11 protein-coding genes and 2 rRNA genes are annotated in these 19,387 nt (G+C 47.7%); 11 read left to right on the top strand and 2 right to left on the bottom strand.

Annotated features, from left to right (window positions below; all coding sequences use genetic code 11):
* The first annotated feature begins 65 nt into the window (after window positions 1-65).
* On the top strand, window positions 66-1,601 hold the full coding sequence (gntK, locus tag PTQ21_RS05170) for a gluconokinase (protein WP_274570449.1): 1,536 nt from the start codon (window positions 66-68) through the stop codon (window positions 1,599-1,601).
* Here gntK and PTQ21_RS05175 read toward each other — a convergent pair.
* Entirely contained in the window at window positions 1,589-1,777 is a 189-nt protein-coding gene (locus PTQ21_RS05175) for a hypothetical protein (protein ID WP_170867841.1), read from the bottom strand. The two genes, gntK and PTQ21_RS05175, sit on opposite strands and share 13 nt — an antisense overlap.
* Before the next feature lie 599 nt (window positions 1,778-2,376).
* Between PTQ21_RS05175 and dnaA the strand changes: the two genes are divergently transcribed.
* The 6 genes from dnaA to gyrB all read left to right on the top strand — a co-directional run bounded on the left by dnaA (window position 2,377) and on the right by gyrB (window position 8,808).
* A complete protein-coding gene (gene dnaA, locus PTQ21_RS05180) occupies window positions 2,377-3,723 on the top strand; it encodes a chromosomal replication initiator protein DnaA (RefSeq protein ID WP_024629513.1) in 1,347 nt (448 codons plus the stop codon).
* A 221-nt stretch (window positions 3,724-3,944) separates the two neighbouring features.
* Complete coding sequence (gene dnaN, locus PTQ21_RS05185; protein WP_063567393.1) at window positions 3,945-5,087, top strand: DNA polymerase III subunit beta; 1,143 nt, start codon at window positions 3,945-3,947, stop codon at window positions 5,085-5,087.
* Window positions 5,088-5,103: 16 nt separating this feature from the next.
* Window positions 5,104-5,319: a S4 domain-containing protein YaaA gene (gene yaaA / locus PTQ21_RS05190; RefSeq protein WP_024629511.1), complete on the top strand. Its 216-nt coding sequence runs from the start codon at window positions 5,104-5,106 to the stop codon at window positions 5,317-5,319.
* Between the two features lie 57 nt (window positions 5,320-5,376).
* Window positions 5,377-6,489, top strand: coding sequence for a DNA replication/repair protein RecF (gene recF, locus PTQ21_RS05195; RefSeq protein WP_063567394.1), 1,113 nt, complete (start codon window positions 5,377-5,379; stop codon window positions 6,487-6,489).
* Window positions 6,490-6,502: 13 nt separating this feature from the next.
* On the top strand, window positions 6,503-6,751 hold the full coding sequence (gene remB / locus PTQ21_RS05200) for an extracellular matrix regulator RemB (RefSeq protein ID WP_017691405.1): 249 nt from the start codon (window positions 6,503-6,505) through the stop codon (window positions 6,749-6,751).
* A gap of 146 nt (window positions 6,752-6,897) precedes the next feature.
* Window positions 6,898-8,808: a DNA topoisomerase (ATP-hydrolyzing) subunit B gene (gyrB, locus tag PTQ21_RS05205; protein ID WP_063567395.1), complete on the top strand. Its 1,911-nt coding sequence runs from the start codon at window positions 6,898-6,900 to the stop codon at window positions 8,806-8,808.
* 88 nt (window positions 8,809-8,896) lie between these two features.
* On the opposite strand, the gene PTQ21_RS05210 is transcribed toward gyrB, so the two are convergent.
* On the bottom strand, window positions 8,897-9,823 hold the full coding sequence (locus PTQ21_RS05210) for a YheC/YheD family protein (protein ID WP_274569053.1): 927 nt from the start codon (window positions 9,821-9,823) through the stop codon (window positions 8,897-8,899).
* A 426-nt stretch (window positions 9,824-10,249) separates the two neighbouring features.
* Here PTQ21_RS05210 and gyrA point away from each other — a divergent pair, with 426 nt between their 5' ends.
* The 4 genes from gyrA to PTQ21_RS05230 all read left to right on the top strand — a co-directional run bounded on the left by gyrA (window position 10,250) and on the right by PTQ21_RS05230 (window position 19,375).
* Window positions 10,250-12,805 (top strand): DNA gyrase subunit A, encoded by a 2,556-nt coding sequence (gyrA, locus tag PTQ21_RS05215; protein WP_072733934.1) that lies wholly within the window; start codon window positions 10,250-10,252, stop codon window positions 12,803-12,805.
* Window positions 12,806-13,022: 217 nt separating this feature from the next.
* Entirely contained in the window at window positions 13,023-14,141 is a 1,119-nt protein-coding gene (locus PTQ21_RS05220; RefSeq protein WP_274569054.1) for an HD-GYP domain-containing protein, read from the top strand.
* 445 nt (window positions 14,142-14,586) lie between these two features.
* A 16S ribosomal RNA gene (locus PTQ21_RS05225) occupies window positions 14,587-16,139 on the top strand.
* A 310-nt stretch (window positions 16,140-16,449) separates the two neighbouring features.
* Window positions 16,450-19,375, top strand: a 23S ribosomal RNA gene (locus PTQ21_RS05230).
* Together the 16S and 23S rRNA genes form the textbook arrangement of a ribosomal RNA operon.
* Window positions 19,376-19,387 lie beyond the last annotated feature (12 nt).

Here is a 19,387-nt window from a genome sequence, read left to right on the forward strand (position 1 = left end):
ACACCATTAGAGCTTTAATTTTATGGGTTCAAAAGAAAGAAGGTTTATGTAAAGTGAACAACTATATGATTGGTATGGATATCGGTACAACCAGTACCAAATCCGTACTCTTTACGGAACAGGGTGAAGTTGTAAGCACGTCGACTCAGGAATATCCCTTATACACCCCAGCTCCGGACGTCGCTGAGCAGGATCCAGAACAAATTGTTCAAGCTGCCCTTCGCTCCGTACGCGGCGTGATGGAGCAAAGTGGCGTAGCTGCGGAACAAATTATGTTCGTGTCCTGCAGCTCTGCCATGCACAGTGTTATTGCGATGGGACAAGATGGTATGCCCCTCACTCGCTGCATCACTTGGGCTGACAACCGGAGCGCCGCCTGGGCCGCCAAACTGCAAGAGAACGGAATCGGGCATCGTATCTATTTGCGAACAGGTACACCGATCCACCCCATGTCGCCACTGACCAAATTAATGTGGCTGCGCCATGATGAACCTGAACTTTTTCAACGTACCGCCAAATTTATCTCTATCAAAGAATATTTGTTCTTCCGTCTGTTCGGTCAATATGTCGTGGATCACTCCATCGCATCCTGTACCGGTCTGCTCAATCTGGAACAACTGGATTGGGATGCCGAAGCACTTGAGGTTGCAGGCATTACACCTGACCATCTATCGCAGCTCGTACCGACCACACATACTATAGAGGGAATGGATCGTACATGGGCTGAAAAAATGGCTCTCTCCCCCTCTACTCCCTTCGTCATCGGTGCAAGTGACGGGGTATTGTCCAATCTCGGTGTGAACGCCATTGAGCCTGGCGTTGTTGCAGCAACGATCGGCACCAGCGGCGCGATTCGCACCGTCGTTGACCGTCCTGTTACCGATCCAAAAGGTAGAACGTTCTGTTATGCGCTCACCGAGAATCTTTGGGTGATCGGTGGACCTGTGAATAACGGTGGCATGCTTTTCCGCTGGGTACGGGACGAATTCGCTGCCTCCGAAGTGGAAACAGCCAAACGGCTCGGCATCAATTCCTATGATGTACTCACCAAGATTGCTGAACGCGTCAGCCCCGGTTCGGAAGGGCTTCTATTCCATCCGTACCTTTCAGGGGAACGTGCGCCTTTATGGAATCCGGACGCCCGAGGTTCCTTCTTTGGTTTGACCCTTCACCACCAGAAAGAGCATATGATCCGTTCCGTTTTGGAAGGGGTTATTTTCAATCTATATACAGTACTGCTGGCCATGGAAGAACAGATCGGACAACCTACATCCATTCAGGCAACGGGTGGTTTCGCTCGTTCGCCGCTCTGGCGTCAGATGATGTCCGATATATTCAACCAGGAAGTCATTGTGCCCGAGAGCTTCGAAAGTTCCTGTCTGGGGGCCGTCGTGCTCGGTCTTTATGCTACAGGGCGAATTCAGTCGCTTCATGCTGTTTCATCTATGGTAGGTACAACGCACAAACATACCCCTATCAAAGAACATGCATCGATCTACCAGGAGCTGCTCCCCATCTTTATTCGCATTTCGCGAAAATTGGAAGAAGAATATGCAGATATCGCGGAATTCCAACGTAAATTTTCTGCTCATAACGAGTAAATCATCCCTTTATAACCACCAACCAAAAAGAGGTTGTTCTCTTTGACCACCATTCCGGTCTTAAAGAACAACCTCTTTTTGGCATAAAACAAATCTGCTGCAATGAAGTCACATCCATCTCCAAGGTTTGCGCGCATATCCATCCTACCTCTTTTAGGAATAAATTCTACGTTCATTTCATACAAATCAGTAAACGCTCCTTCCGTTCAACAGGCCCTCTTCTTGATCTCCTCTGCCTTTGATTTTGTCGTTTCCTCAATTCCTCTCTTCGAAAAAGGAAAACGGGCATGAAGAGTCACTCTCCTGAAAATCCCCAAAACGGTCATTTTCACTTTACGGTTATCCACAGAGAGGTTATTCACAAACAGAGAATACTTTTACACACAATTCAGCATCATTTGACGAATAACCTGTGTATAAAATAATTTGGGTTTTTGGGTCATCTTGTCGAAAGTTAAACAATTTATAAACAATATATTGTGTTGTGATTAAAAATTATACACAAGTTATTGAATTTGTGGATAAAATCACGTGATACATTGAAATGCCGGGCTTCTTTTGCTATGATTGTATTACTTTTGGATGTGAATATGTGATCTGACCCATAATATTATCAACAGCCTGTGGATAAAGTTGTGAACAATTTTCCGTTGTTCATTCTTTTTTTGTTTTCGACCTGCGGGGGTTTGGGGATAAATTCAACAATATATCTCGTATTTCGACACTGCATCATGGCTTAAGCCACACTTGGAACATGTAAAAGGAGTGACAGTCTGTGGACAGCCATACTTCTGATTTATGGCAGCAAATTTTATCAATCATACAAAACAAGCTCAGCAAACCCAGCTTTGACACTTGGTTCAAAGCAACCAAAGCTACCAAGCTGAATGATCGTTCGATCGTCATATCCGCACCAACCACGTTTGCCGTCGAATGGCTGGAGAGCCGTTACACCAAACTGGTCGGATCGACGGTATATGAGCTGCTTGGCAAACAGGTCGATGTGAAATTTGTCATCGAGGAGAACAAGCCTGCTGAACCGGACCCTCAACTGCCAGCGCCAACGCCTACAGTTGTTCAGGAAGAAGCGGTACTCAGCATGCTCAATCCGAAATATACATTTGATACATTTGTCATTGGGCCGGGCAACCGTTTTGCCCACGCCGCATCGCTGGCGGTCGCTGAAGCGCCCGCCAAAGCATACAATCCTCTGTTTCTTTATGGAGGGGTAGGTCTCGGCAAAACTCACTTGATGCATGCGATCGGACATTACGTCCTGGAGCATGATCCGGGCAGCAAAGTTGTTTATTTGTCATCTGAGAAATTCACGAACGAATTCATTAACTCGATCCGTGACAACCGCGGGGAGAGCTTCCGTAACAAATACCGTAGTGTCGATATTCTGCTCATTGATGATATTCAGTTCTTGGCTGGAAAAGAATCGACGCAAGAGGAATTTTTCCATACGTTTAATGCGCTGCATGAGGAACGGAAACAGATCATCATCTCCAGCGACAGACCGCCGAAGGAAATTCCGACCCTAGAAGAACGGCTTCGTTCCCGTTTTGAATGGGGGTTAATTACGGATATCCAGCCTCCTGATCTGGAGACACGGATTGCTATTTTGCGTAAAAAAGCTCGTGCGGAAAACCTCGATATTCCGAATGAGGCGATGATGTACATCGCCAACCAGATTGATACCAATATTCGTGAACTGGAAGGGGCCCTGATTCGGGTTGTTGCCTATTCTTCGCTGACTAATCAAGATGTAACCACTCATCTAGCAGCTGAAGCACTGAAGGATATTATTCCTTCCAGTCGTCCGAAAATGATCACTATTCACGACATCCAACAAAAGGTCGGCGAGTATTACAGCCTTAAGCTTGAAGATTTCAAAGCACGGAAACGGACCAAGGCCGTTGCGTTCCCAAGACAGATTGCTATGTATCTCTCTCGTGAACTTACAGACTTTTCTCTGCCCAAAATCGGTGAAGCATTTGGAGGGCGAGATCATACCACCGTCATCCATGCGCACGAAAAGATCTCCCAGGCGATTAAAGTCGATCAGGATCTCTATAAAGTTATCAACAACTTAACCGAAAAAATTAAGAATCCAACCTGAATAAGTCCCAAGCCTGTGCACAACGTATACACATGTGGATAGGCTTGGGCTTATGGGTTTATACCCACTTATCCACATATTCAGTGCCCCTATTACTATTATTACTATAAAGATCTAAAAGATATCATCTCCAAATAAGCAATTTCGAAGCTCAGCCTTCGGCCTTTTGAAAAACACATTTCAACACCTCTACACCCAAAAAACCCGCTAGGAGTGAAACCATGAAAATCAGCATAATGAAAAGCTACTTGAACGAATCCATCCAGCAAGTATCCAAAGCCATCTCAAGCCGTACGACGATCCCAATTCTGAGCGGTATCAAATTCGACGTTAATCATCAAGGTGTGACGTTGACAGCAAGCGACACCGATATTTCAATTCAATCCTTCATCCCGCTTGAAGATGGTGATAAAAGTGTTGTTCAGGTGGAACAACCTGGTAGTGTTGTACTGCCAGCCAAGTTTTTTGTCGAGATCATCAAAAAGCTGCCTTCCCAAGAAGTGCACATGGAGGTAAAAGAGAACTTCAACACCTTTATCTCCGCAGGAGCTACCGAAATTCAACTGGTTGGTCTTGATCCAGAAGAATTCCCAGTATTGCCAAGCATCGAAGAGAACCAAACCGTCTCCATTCCAGGAGATTTGCTCAAAAATATGATTAAACAAACCGTATTCTCCATTTCCACACATGAAACTACGCCGATTTTGACAGGTGTACTCTGGAGTTTGGGTGACAATGAACTGAAATTTGTGGCAACTGACCGTCACCGTCTTGCTACTCGTTCAGCAATGCTGGATAATGCAGAAGGTGTGAGATTCAACAATGTGGTGATCTCGGGTAAAACGCTGAACGAACTCAGCAAAATCGTGCCGGATCAAAATACACTTGTGGATATCGTTGTCGCTGACAACCAGGTTTTGTTCAAAATCGACCGTGTTCTGTTCTATTCGCGTATTTTGGACGGAACTTATCCGGATACTTCTAGAATTATTCCGACTTCGTACAAAACAGAACTCGTTTTGGATACAAAAAAATTAAGTGAATCTATCGACCGGGCTTATTTGTTGTCGCGTGAAGAAAAAACAAACATTGTGCGGATGCAAACGATGGAATCCGGATCAATCGAAATTTCTTCAAGCTCTTCCGAGCTGGGAAAAGTAAGAGAAGAGATCGAACCTGCCGACTTTAACGGCGAACCACTGAAAATCTCGTTCAACTCCAAATATATGCTGGATGTGCTGAAAGTGGTGGAGAGTGAGCAGCTGATGATCGCTTTCACTGGTGTCATGAGCCCTATCATCCTGAAACCGCTGGACGACAGTCACAGCTTGTACGTCATATTGCCTTACCGGACGACCAACTAACGAGAGGAAGATCATAGTGAACCAAGTAGCGATTCGTACGGAATATATTAAGCTTGATCAATTTTTGAAACTGGCCGACTGCATCCCAACCGGAGGTATGGCCAAAGCATTGCTTCAGGATGGGCTTGTACGTGTGAATAAAGAGCCTGAGGAACGCCGGGGACGCAAGTTATACCCTGGGGATATCGTTGAGGTGGATGGAGAAGGTTCGTTCGAAGTTGTCGCACAATAAGAAGACCAGTTAGATCCTGCTGCCTCCTGACGGACGGGATAAAAGGGAGGATACCGCGTGTTTGTAAACAGCATAGATCTGCAGCAATTCCGTAATTATGAACATCTGAGACTAGATTCTTTTGGTCCTGTGAATCTTTTGATCGGGCAAAATGCCCAAGGCAAGACCAATCTTGCAGAAGCCATTTTTGTGCTTGCACTCACTAAGAGCCACCGTACATCCCGCGACAAGGAACTGATTCGTTTCGGTGAAGAACGTGCCAGGCTTGCAGCAGAGGTCGACAAAAAGTACGGATCGGTCAAGCTCGAGCTATCTTTGTCGCAACAAGGCAAAAAAGCAAAGATCAACGGACTGGAACAGCGAAAGCTGAGTGATTTTGTCGGAGCGCTTAATGTGGTGATGTTTGCACCGGAAGATCTTGAGATTGTCAAAGGCACACCGGGGGTCCGCCGCCGGTTTCTTGACATGGAGATTGGACAGGTGGCTCCAGGCTACCTGTATCATCTGCAGCAATATCAAAAAGTGCTCGTCCAGCGTAACAATTTGCTCAAGCAATTATGGGGGCAGAGCGCTTCAGCCCAGACCATGCTTGAGGTGTGGAATGAACAACTGGTGGAGCATGGTGTTAAAATCGTCAAAAAAAGGAAACAATTCATAAAGAAACTGCAAAAGTGGGCTGAAACAATTCATCAGGGCATCACCGGAGGCGGAGAAGTCCTGCGTCTGGCCTATCTTCCTTCCTTCAGCGAAGCCGCTGAGGAAGATGAAGCTGTCTTAATGGACCAATTTATGATAAAATTATCACAAATGAAAGAGCAGGAGATTCGCCGAGGCACAACGCTTAGTGGGCCGCATCGGGATGACCTGTCCTTTTTCATTAACGATCGGGAAGTACAAACGTATGGCTCGCAGGGGCAGCAGCGCACAACGGCGTTGTCCCTTAAACTTGCGGAAATTGAACTGATTCATGAAGAAATCGGAGAATATCCGGTCCTGCTGCTGGACGATGTACTGTCTGAACTGGATCCTTTTCGTCAGACGCAGCTGATCGAAACGTTCCAGAGCAAGGTGCAAACCTTTATTACGGCTACCGGAATCGAGAGCTTAAACGTTGACAAGCTCAAAGATGCCAGTATTTATCACGTTCATGCCGGACAGGTTGAACGCTAAGGAGTGAGGGCTTATGTACATTCATCTGGGCGGTGAGAAGATTATCCGATCTTCCGAATTGGTCGCTATTTTTGATATATCGATTGAAAAATCCTCAAAAATTTCCAAGCAGTATGTCACGCATGCCGAGCAGGAAAAAACAGTGGAGCATATTGGTGAAGAGGAAGCCAAGTCCATTGTCGTGACCAAAAACATTGTGTACTACTCGCCTATTTCCTCAGCTACGCTCAAGAAGCGAGCTCACATTTTTCCTGATCTCTAGCCTATCGGCGGTACGAGTTATTGTACCTTTTGCTGCTTGTCTTTATTTAGATTGCTTACTGGAATTAAGGGAATATGTTCATTTCAGCATGCATTCTTAGTTAACGCATATTTACGATATTGAATCTATAGAAGTAGGTGAAAGGCATGTCTATGAATCAACCGTCATATGGTGCAGATGAAATTCAGGTACTTGAAGGGCTGGAAGCCGTACGTAAACGACCGGGGATGTATATTGGTTCCACCAGTGCCAAAGGTCTGCATCATCTCGTTTGGGAAGTAGTGGACAATAGTATTGACGAAGCACTCGCAGGTTATTGTGATCATATCGAAGTTACTATTCATGAAGATAACAGCGTCACTGTAGTCGATAACGGGCGGGGGATTCCTGTCGGCGAACATGCCAAAATGAAACGTCCTGCACTTGAGGTTGTAATGACTGTTCTGCATGCAGGCGGTAAATTTGGCGGTGGCGGGTACAAAGTATCCGGTGGTCTTCATGGTGTAGGTGTATCTGTCGTCAATGCTCTATCAGAGAAAGTTGTTGTTACAGTTAAGGTTGACGGCCATGTGTATCAACAGGAATACCGTCGGGGTGTTCCGCAGTATGATCTGAAAACGATCGGTACAACGGAGGAAACGGGAACAACGGTTACGTTCCATCCGGATCCGGAGATTTTCACGGAAACAAGAGTTTATGACTATGAAACTTTGCTGACTCGTATTCGTGAGCTCGCGTTCCTGAACAAGGGAATTGGTATGACTTTAACCGATGAACGTACAGGTGTAACCAACTCTTTCCTGTATGAGGGCGGTATTATCGAGTATGTCTCCTTCCTGAACCAGAAGCGTGAAGCACTGCATGAAAACCCGATTTATGTAGAAGGATCAAGAGACAACATTCAGGTTGAAGTTGCATTGCAATACAATGACAGCTACACCGAGAATATTTACTCGTTTGCCAACAACATCAACACACATGAGGGCGGAACGCACGAATCCGGATTCAAGAGTGCCCTTACCCGGATTATCAATGATTATGCGCGCAAAGCGGGCGTAATCAAAGACAGCACAGGTAATCTGTCCGGGGATGATGTACGTGAAGGTCTGACAGCGATTATCTCGGTCAAGATCCCTGAACCGCAATTTGAGGGACAGACCAAGACGAAGCTGGGTAACAGTGAAGTGCGCGGAATTGTCGAATCCCTGTTTGCTGAGAAGCTGCAGGAGTTCCTGGAAGAGAATCCTTCCGTATCCCGTCGCATTTTGGAAAAAGGACTGCAAGCTGCCCGTGCACGTGAAGCAGCTCGTAAAGCACGTGAACTGACGCGTCGTAAAGGTGCACTCGAAGTCAGCTCTTTGCCAGGTAAATTGGCCGACTGTTCATCCAAGGATGCTTCAATCAGCGAATTGTACATCGTCGAAGGTGACTCCGCCGGTGGATCAGCGAAGCAAGGACGAGATCGTCATTTCCAAGCGATTTTGCCACTGCGTGGTAAGATTCTGAACGTGGAAAAAGCACGTCTTGACCGGATTTTGGGTAATGCGGAGATCAGAGCGATCATTACCGCAATGGGTACAGGTATTGGTGATGATTTCGATATTGCCAAAGCACGTTATCACAAAATCATTTTGATGACGGATGCCGACGTCGATGGCGCTCACATTCGGACATTGCTTCTGACATTCCTTTATCGCTATATGCGCAAAATCATTGAGGCTGGTTATGTATACATTGCCCAACCGCCATTGTTCAAGATTGAGCGCAATAAAGTGATTCGTTATGCTGGTTCCGAGAAGGAACGCGATGAAATTATCGCAACTCTCGGTGAAAATGCGAAATTCAATGTCCAGCGTTATAAAGGTCTCGGTGAGATGAATGCCGGACAATTATGGGAAACGACGATGGACCCTGAGAGCCGGACCATGCTTCAAGTATCGATCGGCGATGCAATGCTGGCCGATGCCATGTTCGACACCCTGATGGGGGATAATGTTGAACCTCGTCGTGACTTTATTCAGGAAAATGCAAAATACGTGAAAAACCTCGACATCTAACGATATTCGAAGAGGCGCCTGCGAGGGCGCCTCTTTTACATTGTGGGATTATAGCATAGAGATTTTAGGTTGGACTCTGGAGTGCCTGTTACCGATGTGTGCGGCTTTTGGTAGAGGAGGCCTGGGCTTTGGGAGAGGTACGAGATGTTTTCCCTTTTTTGGAGGGTAATCTGCCGTACGCTCTCGCATAACGCTTGATCTTTCGGTACGTTTCCTTATCAGGCAATAGGCCAAAAGCATAGATACCCGGCAATGTGTTGACTTCAATAATCCATGGCCGTCCATCTTCGTCCAGTGCGATATCGATACCAATCTCTTTGAGTCTTGGAAATGACTTCTGTAGCTGTACCGCTGTATGAATGCCTAAACGATATAGATCACTGCGTAATTGCTGGAACCGCTCCTGGTCAAAATGAGGGCGTACCAACTCATTAAAGGTGGCCAATCTTCCGCCTCCATGAATGTTGGTGATGATCTTGCCAGGTGCAGCAACTCTTCCCAGGATACCTGTCGTTTCCCAATTGCGTTGTAGATTTTTCTGCGTCAGTACCCGCAGGTCAAAAGGCAACCCATCATGTTTCATCAGCGGAATGCCTTGCTGAATGATGTAGTCGCGCTTCTGGATACGTTCAGTGAGCGCCAGATCCAGCTCATCGAGGGAATGGAAGTGTTTCTCCTCCGTCCCATATCGAAGTTCATACGTTGTCAGGGGGACTTCAGCAGAGATCTCGGCACCGACTTCAGCTGTGGAAGGGAATAGTGGATCAGCAGAGATTTCTGATGTGTTTGCATCGGTAATCGGGTGTGGATTCATACGGATGGTTTTTACCCGCATGACGCCATTGCCGTAGGTTCCCCGATCCGGTTTGATATAGTTTGACTCGAATAATTCAGTCATCCGTTCCAGGGTCTGGCGATTATATTGTCGTGTTACCGGTATATATCCATTCACATTACGGCTGCGTTGTAACACAGCTGTCTTGGTCCATTTGCTGGAGACACGCTGGATGCCCAAGAGCCATCAGTCCTTTCGTGTTTTAATGGGGTTTATAAGAGTGGCAGACGCGGAGAAATCAAAGGACAAGAGATGATTTCAGTGGTATAATAGAGAAATATGGCGTTTTGTGCGGTTTTGTTGCACAGATGTAGTTTGATCGTAGAACGGGAACGGTCTAAGCCTGAATATACACAGTACAATTGCCGCTTTTTCTAGCATTGTATGTGTAAATGGGGAGGAAGGCAGGGCGAACCCCCAGACTCTCTAAAGTTCCCGGAAGAAAGGCTATTGCCCAGCGGACGTTTAATTGTTTACCTTTTGTGAAAGTAATATAATAAAGAGTAGCGTCCTTGTGCGGTTTTAGCCTTGTTAGGCTCTTCACATATAATTAATTTTCGAATGATTGAATGGAATGTTTGTTGAAGGACAAGAAGGAGGTCCAGCATGGCGGAAGAAATGAATTCGCAGGTTAAAGATCGGGATATTGGCGTCGAGATGCGTGAATCGTTTATGGATTATGCGATGAGCATTATTGTGAGCCGTGCCTTACCTGACGTGCGTGACGGATTGAAGCCGGTTCACCGGCGTATTCTGTACGCAATGTCCGAGCTAGGCATGACACCCGATAAACCACATAAAAAATCAGCCAGAATCGTCGGCGAAGTTATCGGTAAGTATCACCCACACGGTGACTCTGCCGTATATGAAACGATGGTACGGATGGCACAGGACTTCTCCCTGCGCTACATGCACGTAGATGGACATGGTAACTTTGGATCGGTGGATGGCGATATGGCAGCAGCCATGCGTTATACGGAAGCCCGGTTGTCCAAGATTGCAATGGAAATGCTCAGAGACATCAACAAGGATACGATTGACTTCCAGCCGAACTATGACGGTGAAGAAAGTGAACCTGTCGTTCTGCCAGCTCGTTTCCCTAACTTGCTTGTCAATGGTGTCGGCGGGATTGCGGTAGGTATGGCGACCAACATTCCTCCTCATAACCTGGGAGAGGTAATCGACGGCGTACAGGCCATGATCAAAAATCCGGATATCACTTCCATGGAATTGATGGATTATATTCAAGGGCCAGACTTCCCAACTTCCGGTTATATTTTGGGACGTTCCGGAATTCGCCAGGCGTATCAAACCGGACGTGGTTCAGTAACGATGCGGGCCAAAACCAACATCGAAGAAAACAACAACAAAGCACGGATTATTGTTACGGAACTTCCTTATCAGGTGAACAAGGCAAGACTCGTTGAGAAAATTGCTGAGTTGGTACGTGATAAAAAGATTGATGGTATTACGGATCTCCGTGATGAGTCTGACCGTAACGGTATGCGGATTGTGATTGAGCTTCGCAGAGACGTGAACCCGGGTGTAGTGCTGAACAACCTGTACAAGCATACAGCGATGCAGTCCACCTTTGGGATTAACATGCTCGCGATTGTAAATAAAGAACCTAAGATTCTGAATCTGCGTGAAGTGTTGTATCACTACTTGCAGCATCAGATTGAGGTTATACGTAGACGTACACAATTCGAACTGAAAAAAGCGGAAGCACGCGCGCACATTCTGGAAGGCTTGCGTATCGCGCTGGATCATATCGACGAAATTATTGCGTTGATCCGTTCATCCAGCAATACAGATGCAGCCAGAGAAGGTCTGATCGAGCGTTTCTCACTCAGTCATGATCAGGCTCAAGCTATCCTCGATATGCGTCTGCAACGCCTGACAGGTCTGGAACGTGAGCGCATCGAAAATGAGTATAACGAACTGATGGTCAAAATTAAGGAATATCGTGAAATTTTGGCCAACGAGCACCTGGTGCTCGAAATTATCAGCACGGAGCTGCAAGAAATCCGTGATCGCTTCAGCGATGATCGTCGTACCGAAATCACTGTAGGTGAAGAGAGCATTCTGGACGAGGATCTGATTCCGCGTGAAGAGGTTATCATCACTATTACCCATACAGGCTATGTGAAACGTCTGCCGGTATCCACATACCGCAGTCAGAAGCGTGGCGGACGTGGGGTTGTGGGAATGGACACCAAAGATACCGACTTTGTTGAGCATCTGTTTGTGACCAACTCTCACAATTACCTCATGTTCTTTACCGACAAAGGTAAAGTGTACCGTCTCAAAGCTTATGAGATTCCAGAGCTTGGACGTACAGCACGGGGAACGCCGATTATCAATCTGATTCAGATCGAGCAGGGTGAATCGGTTAATGCCGTGATTCCAGTTCAGGAATTCGAAAGTGACAAGTATCTGTTCTTTGCTACCCGTCAAGGGGTTGTGAAGAAGACACCACTTGAGGATTACACCAATATTCGTAAAGGCGGTCTGATCGGGATCTCCCTGCGTGATGATGATGCCCTTATTGATGTTAAGCTGACAGACGGACTTCAAGAGATCATTATGGGTACAGCTCACGGGATGTCCATCCGATTCTCGGAAGGAAATGTTCGTTCCATGGGACGGAGTGCAACCGGGGTTAAAGGGATTACACTGGATGAGCAGGATGTCGTAATCGGTATGGACGTTGTTGACCAGGAACTGGATGTTCTGATTGTTACAGCCAAAGGTTACGGTAAACGTACGCCTGTCAGCGATTATCGGATGCAGACTCGTGGCGGTAAAGGGATTAAAACCATTAACGTCACAGATAAGAACGGTGCGGTAGTCAGCCTGAAAATGGTTAAGACAGAAGAAGATCTGATGATCATCACTTCCAGCGGTACGTTAATTCGGATGAGTATGGAAGGCATATCCACTATGGGTCGATACACGCAAGGCGTGAAGCTGATTCATATTCGCGATGAAGATGCCGTAGCTACAGTCAGCCGAATTGACAAGAATGAGGAAGAACCAGATGACGAAGAATTGATTGAAGGTGCAGAAGCTGCTGATTCTGAAGGTTTAGAGTCAACTCTTGATGAGGACGCGGTTTCCGATGCTGAAGTTGAGGGCGATGATTCAGGTTCTGAAGCATAGAATCAATTTTCTATAAAGAAAATCATTTCATGATTCCAATGAAATTGGAGGGCTCCCATATGGGGGCCCTTTGTTATTTTCACAGCTCCAGGACCATTCTTCTCGAAATCTGGGATGTACAGCCTGATTTTTGAGTAATATAATGGGAATTAACGTGAAAAACCGGGACTATGGTCTTGATATCATTATAGAAGAACGATGAGTGAGGGGAATAAACATGGGATTAATCACCCTGTCTGAAGTCAAACCAGGACTTAAACTGGGAAATGAAGTGCAAACGCTTCGTGGCAATGTTCTGTTTCAGAAGGGCAAAGTCATTCTGCCCAAAGATGTGGAAGTACTCAGAGCCTTTATGATTCATCAAGTGGACATCGAGCAAGAAAGAACAGGGACAAGCACTTCAGGTTCTAAGGCTTCGTCGGCCTCTTCAGTCCATGTAGCTAATGAAAAGAACGGAGAGCGGGCAGGGAAAGGCAGCAGCACAGTCTCAGCACCTGTCTTACCGTCTCTGCATGAAGAGTATGAAAAGATGGTAGGACTGACCAAAAATGCTTTTCTATCCTCCCTGGCGGCTGAATTACCTGTATATGAGTTGCGTACACAGCTGGAAGCATTGTTTGTTCATCTTAAACAGTATAATGTGCTTACCTTCAGTCCACGAGTGATGCAAGAACATGATTATGTGTATCATCATGCCGTCTTGAGTGCCATAACATCTTATCAGTTGGCCCAGTGGATGGATCTTCCATCCAAAGACTGGATGCAGGTAGCTTTTGCAGGATTGTTCCATGATATTGGTAATAACAAAGTGGACCCACAGATCCTCCATAAACCCTCTACGTTAACTGCGTCAGAGCAGGCAGAGATCCGACAGCATACGAAATATGGCTATCAGGTACTGAAACAGGCGAAGGCCATCAATGAGGGAGCTAGACTTGCAGCATTGCAGCATCATGAAAAAGTGGATGGGTCGGGTTACCCGCTGCAGCTCAGCGGCACGCAGATTCATATCTATGCCAAAATTGTAGCTATCGCTGATATCTTCCACGCCATGACTCTGGAGAAGATCTATCGTAAGGCACAGTCACCGTACCTGGTACTTGAACAAATTCAGAGCGAGGCTTTTGGCAAATTGGATCCTGCCATCGTAAATGTATTCGTTCAGCGTTCCACACAGATCCATAACGGTATCCGAGTGAAGCTTAGCAATAATCAAATTGGTGAGATCATATTCTCTGATCGGGATCATCCTACACGGCCGATGGTATCGGTAGAAGGAACAATCATCAATCTGATGCAGCAAAGGCAGCTACATATTCAGGAAGTCATTGGCTAGTTCAATCTTCAATTCATATAGAAGAACAGGGCCTTTCCAATATGGAGAGGCTCTTTTTTATAAAACTTAAAGTAAAAGATAACTTTATTGAAAATAAAGCTTGCGTTCCGAAACTGTACATGGTATATTCTAATTCCGGCCAAGAAAACACGAGAAACACGGTGCCGCAAGCGAATGAAATAAGCTTCGAAAGAAACTTAAAAAAAAAGAGCTTGCAAAGTTGGTTCGGATGTGATAAGATATAAAAGTTGCTGAGGTGAACAACACACGGCGATGAAACAAGTTTGATCTTTGAAAACTGAACAACGAGTGAGTAACGATCTTGCTTGCAAGATCGACGCTGAGAAATCGGTACACGTCTTCGGACTGTATGATTTCAAAGCAAAATAAATGAGATTTTTAATCTCGTCAGTTTCAAAATGAGCTTATCGCTCTTTTCAATACTTTATTGGAGAGTTTGATCCTGGCTCAGGACGAACGCTGGCGGCATGCCTAATACATGCAAGTCGAGCGGACTTAAAGAGAAGCTTGCTTCTCTGATGGTTAGCGGCGGACGGGTGAGTAACACGTAGGCAACCTGCCCTCAAGTTTGGGACAACTACCGGAAACGGTAGCTAATACCGAATAGTTGTTTTCTTCTCCTGAAGAGAACTGGAAAGACGGAGCAATCTGTCACTTGGGGATGGGCCTGCGGCGCATTAGCTAGTTGGTGGGGTAACGGCTCACCAAGGCGACGATGCGTAGCCGACCTGAGAGGGTGATCGGCCACACTGGGACTGAGACACGGCCCAGACTCCTACGGGAGGCAGCAGTAGGGAATCTTCCGCAATGGGCGAAAGCCTGACGGAGCAATGCCGCGTGAGTGATGAAGGTTTTCGGATCGTAAAGCTCTGTTGCCAGGGAAGAACGCTTGGGAGAGTAACTGCTCTCAAGGTGACGGTACCTGAGAAGAAAGCCCCGGCTAACTACGTGCCAGCAGCCGCGGTAATACGTAGGGGGCAAGCGTTGTCCGGAATTATTGGGCGTAAAGCGCGCGCAGGCGGTCATTTAAGTCTGGTGTTTAATCCCGGGGCTCAACCCCGGATCGCACTGGAAACTGGGTGACTTGAGTGCAGAAGAGGAGAGTGGAATTCCACGTGTAGCGGTGAAATGCGTAGATATGTGGAGGAACACCAGTGGCGAAGGCGACTCTCTGGGCTGTAACTGACGCTGAGGCGCGAAAGCGTGGGGAGCAAACAGGATTAGATACCCTGGTAGTCCACGCCGTAAACGATGAGTGCTAGGTGTTAGGGGTTTCGATACCCTTGGTGCCGAAGTTAACACATTAAGCACTCCGCCTGGGGAGTACGGTCGCAAGACTGAAACTCAAAGGAATTGACGGGGACCCGCACAAGCAGTGGAGTATGTGGTTTAATTCGAAGCAACGCGAAGAACCTTACCAGGTCTTGACATCCCTCTGATCGGTACAGAGATGTATCTTTCCTTCGGGACAGAGGAGACAGGTGGTGCATGGTTGTCGTCAGCTCGTGTCGTGAGATGTTGGGTTAAGTCCCGCAACGAGCGCAACCCTTATATTTAGTTGCCAGCACTTCGGGTGGGCACTCTAGATAGACTGCCGGTGACAAACCGGAGGAAGGTGGGGATGACGTCAAATCATCATGCCCCTTATGACCTGGGCTACACACGTACTACAATGGCCGGTACAACGGGCTGCGAAATCGCGAGATGGAGCCAATCCCAACAAAGCCGGTCTCAGTTCGGATTGCAGGCTGCAACTCGCCTGCATGAAGTCGGAATTGCTAGTAATCGCGGATCAGCATGCCGCGGTGAATACGTTCCCGGGTCTTGTACACACCGCCCGTCACACCACGAGAGTTTATAACACCCGAAGTCGGTGGGGTAACCGCAAGGAGCCAGCCGCCGAAGGTGGGATAGATGATTGGGGTGAAGTCGTAACAAGGTAGCCGTATCGGAAGGTGCGGCTGGATCACCTCCTTTCTATGGAGAATCGTTTCCCGCGTGGAAACATTCAAATATGCAGCTTAGCTGCAAAAACGACTCACTCGTTGCTCAGTTTTGAGAGCTCAAACTCTCAAACAGCTTGCTTTTGCATGGAGCTTGTTCTTTGAAAACTAGATATCGAAACGAAATTTTGCGATTTAGAACATTCCTTTTTAAGCTGAACTTGTGTTAAAACAAGTTTTTATTAAATAGTGAAGACTGCATTGCGATGGTATTGAATGGTAGCGACTTTTGGCTTTGCGTGAGCAAAACAAGGGAAGCGAGCAGTCAAAACCGGAGCAAATATGGTTAAGCTACTAAGAGCACACGGAGGATGCCTAGGCGCTAGGAGCCGATGAAGGACGTGGCGAACAACGAAACTGCCTCGGGGAGCTGTAAGCAAGCTTTGATCCGGGGGTGTCCGAATGGGGAAACCCAGCTGGGGTAATTTCCAGTTACTCATAACTGAATACATAGGTTATGTAGAGGCATACCAAGGGAACTGAAACATCTAAGTACCTTGAGGAAGAGAAAACAATAGTGATTCCGTCAGTAGCGGCGAGCGAACGCGGAGAAGCCCAAACCAGAGAGCTTGCTCTTTGGGGTTGTGGGACATCTCACATGGAGTTACAAAGGAACCGGTTAAGCGAAGAGGTCTGGAAAGGCCCGCCAAAGAAGGTAAAAGCCCTGTACTTGAAAGTTGGTTCCCTCCGAGATGTATCCCGAGTAGTGCGGGGCACGTGAAACCCCGTATGAATCCGGCAGGACCATCTGCCAAGGCTAAATACTTCCTAGCGACCGATAGTGAAGCAGTACCGTGAGGGAAAGGTGAAAAGCACCCCGGAAGGGGAGTGAAATAGAACCTGAAACCGTGTGCTTACAAAAAGTCAGAGCCCGTTTTAGGGGTGATGGCGTGCCTTTTGTAGAATGAACCGGCGAGTTACGTTCCCGTGCAAGGTTAAGGTGAAGAGCCGGAGCCGCAGCGAAAGCGAGTCTGAATAGGGCGACTGAGTACGTGGACGTAGACCCGAAACCGGGTGATCTACCCCTGTCCAGGGTGAAGGTGCGGTAACACGCACTGGAGGCCCGAACCCACGCATGTTGAAAAATGCGGGGATGAGGTGGGGGTAGCGGAGAAATTCCAATCGAACTCGGAGATAGCTGGTTCTCCCCGAAATAGCTTTAGGGCTAGCCTCGGAAAACAGAGTCGTGGAGGTAGAGCACTGATTGGGTGCGGGGCCCGCAAGGGTTACCAAGCTCAGTCAAACTCCGAATGCCATAGACTTACTTCCGGGAGTCAGACAGTGAGTGCTAAGATCCATTGTCAAAAGGGAAACAGCCCAGACCATCAGCTAAGGTCCCCAAGTGTGTGTTAAGTGGGAAAGGATGTGGAGTTGCACAGACAACCAGGATGTTGGCTTAGAAGCAGCCACCATTGAAAGAGTGCGTAATAGCTCACTGGTCGAGTGACTCTGCGCCGAAAATGTAACGGGGCTAAACACACCACCGAAGCTATGGCTTGATGCTTTGCATCAGGGGTAGGGGAGCGTTGTATAAGGGTTGAAGGTGTACCGTAAGGAGCGCTGGACATTATACAAGTGAGAATGCCGGTATGAGTAACGAAAAGATCAGTGAGAATCTGATCCGCCGAAAGCCTAAGGGTTCCTGAGGAAGGCTCGTCCGCTCAGGGTAAGTCGGGACCTAAGGCGAGGCCGAAAGGCGTAGTCGAAGGACAACAGGTCGAAATTCCTGTACCACCGTAAGCCGTTATGAGCAATGGGGGGACGCAGCAGGGTAGTGACGCGGACTGATGGATGTCCGTCTAAGCAGTGAGGCTGATGTGTAGGCAAATCCGCACATCGTAAGGCTGGGCTGTGATGGGGAGCGAAAATTATAGTAGCGAAGGTCATGATCTCACACTGCCAAGAAAAGCCTCTAGCCAGGTGATGGTGCCCGTACCGCAAACCGACACAGGTAGGCGAGAAGAGAATTCTAAGGCGCGCGGAAGAACTCTCGTTAAGGAACTCGGCAAAATGACCCCGTAACTTCGGGAGAAGGGGTGCCCCGGTAGTGTGAATAGCACGAGGGGGCCGCAGTGAAAAGGCCCAAGCGACTGTTTAGCAAAAACACAGGTCTGTGCGAAGCCGTAAGGCGAAGTATACGGGCTGACGCCTGCCCGGTGCTGGAAGGTTAAGGGGAGCGGTTAGGAGCAATCCGAAGCTGTGAACCGAAGCCCCAGTAAACGGCGGCCGTAACTATAACGGTCCTAAGGTAGCGAAATTCCTTGTCAGGTAAATTCTGACCCGCACGAATGGCGTAACGACTTGGGCGCTGTCTCAACGAGAGATCCGGTGAAATTTTAATACCTGTGAAGATGCAGGTTACCCGCGACAAGACGGAAAGACCCCATGGAGCTTTACTGCAGCTTGATATTGAATTTGGGTACGATCTGTACAGGATAGGTGGGAGCCTTTGAAGCATGAGCGCCAGCTTGTGTGGAGGCACCGTTGGGATACCACCCTGATCGTATCTAGGTTCTAACCTGGTACCGTAATCCGGTGCGGGGACAGTGTCAGGTGGGCAGTTTGACTGGGGCGGTCGCCTCCTAAAGAGTAACGGAGGCGCCCAAAGGTTCCCTCAGAATGGTTGGAAATCATTCGAAGAGTGCAAAGGCATAAGGGAGCTTGACTGCGAGACCTACAAGTCGAGCAGGGACGAAAGTCGGGCTTAGTGATCCGGTGGTACCGCATGGAAGGGCCATCGCTCAACGGATAAAAGCTACCCTGGGGATAACAGGCTTATCTCCCCCAAGAGTCCACATCGACGGGGAGGTTTGGCACCTCGATGTCGGCTCATCGCATCCTGGGGCTGAAGTAGGTCCCAAGGGTTGGGCTGTTCGCCCATTAAAGCGGTACGCGAGCTGGGTTCAGAACGTCGTGAGACAGTTCGGTCCCTATCTGTCGTGGGCGTAGGAAATTTGAGAGGAGCTGTCCTTAGTACGAGAGGACCGGGATGGACGTACCGCTGGTGTACCAGTTGTTCCGCCAGGAGCACCGCTGGGTAGCTATGTACGGAAGGGATAAGCGCTGAAAGCATCTAAGCGTGAAGCCCCCCTCAAGATGAGATTTCCCAGTATGTAAGACCCCTTGAAGACGACGAGGTAGATAGGCTGGGGGTGGAAGTGCAGCAATGCATGGAGCTGACCAGTACTAATCGGTCGAGGGCTTATCCAAATATGCAAGTTA

Origin of the sequence: Paenibacillus marchantiae, from assembly GCF_028771845.1 — a bacterium.
Classification (GTDB): domain Bacteria; phylum Bacillota; class Bacilli; order Paenibacillales; family Paenibacillaceae; genus Paenibacillus; species Paenibacillus marchantiae.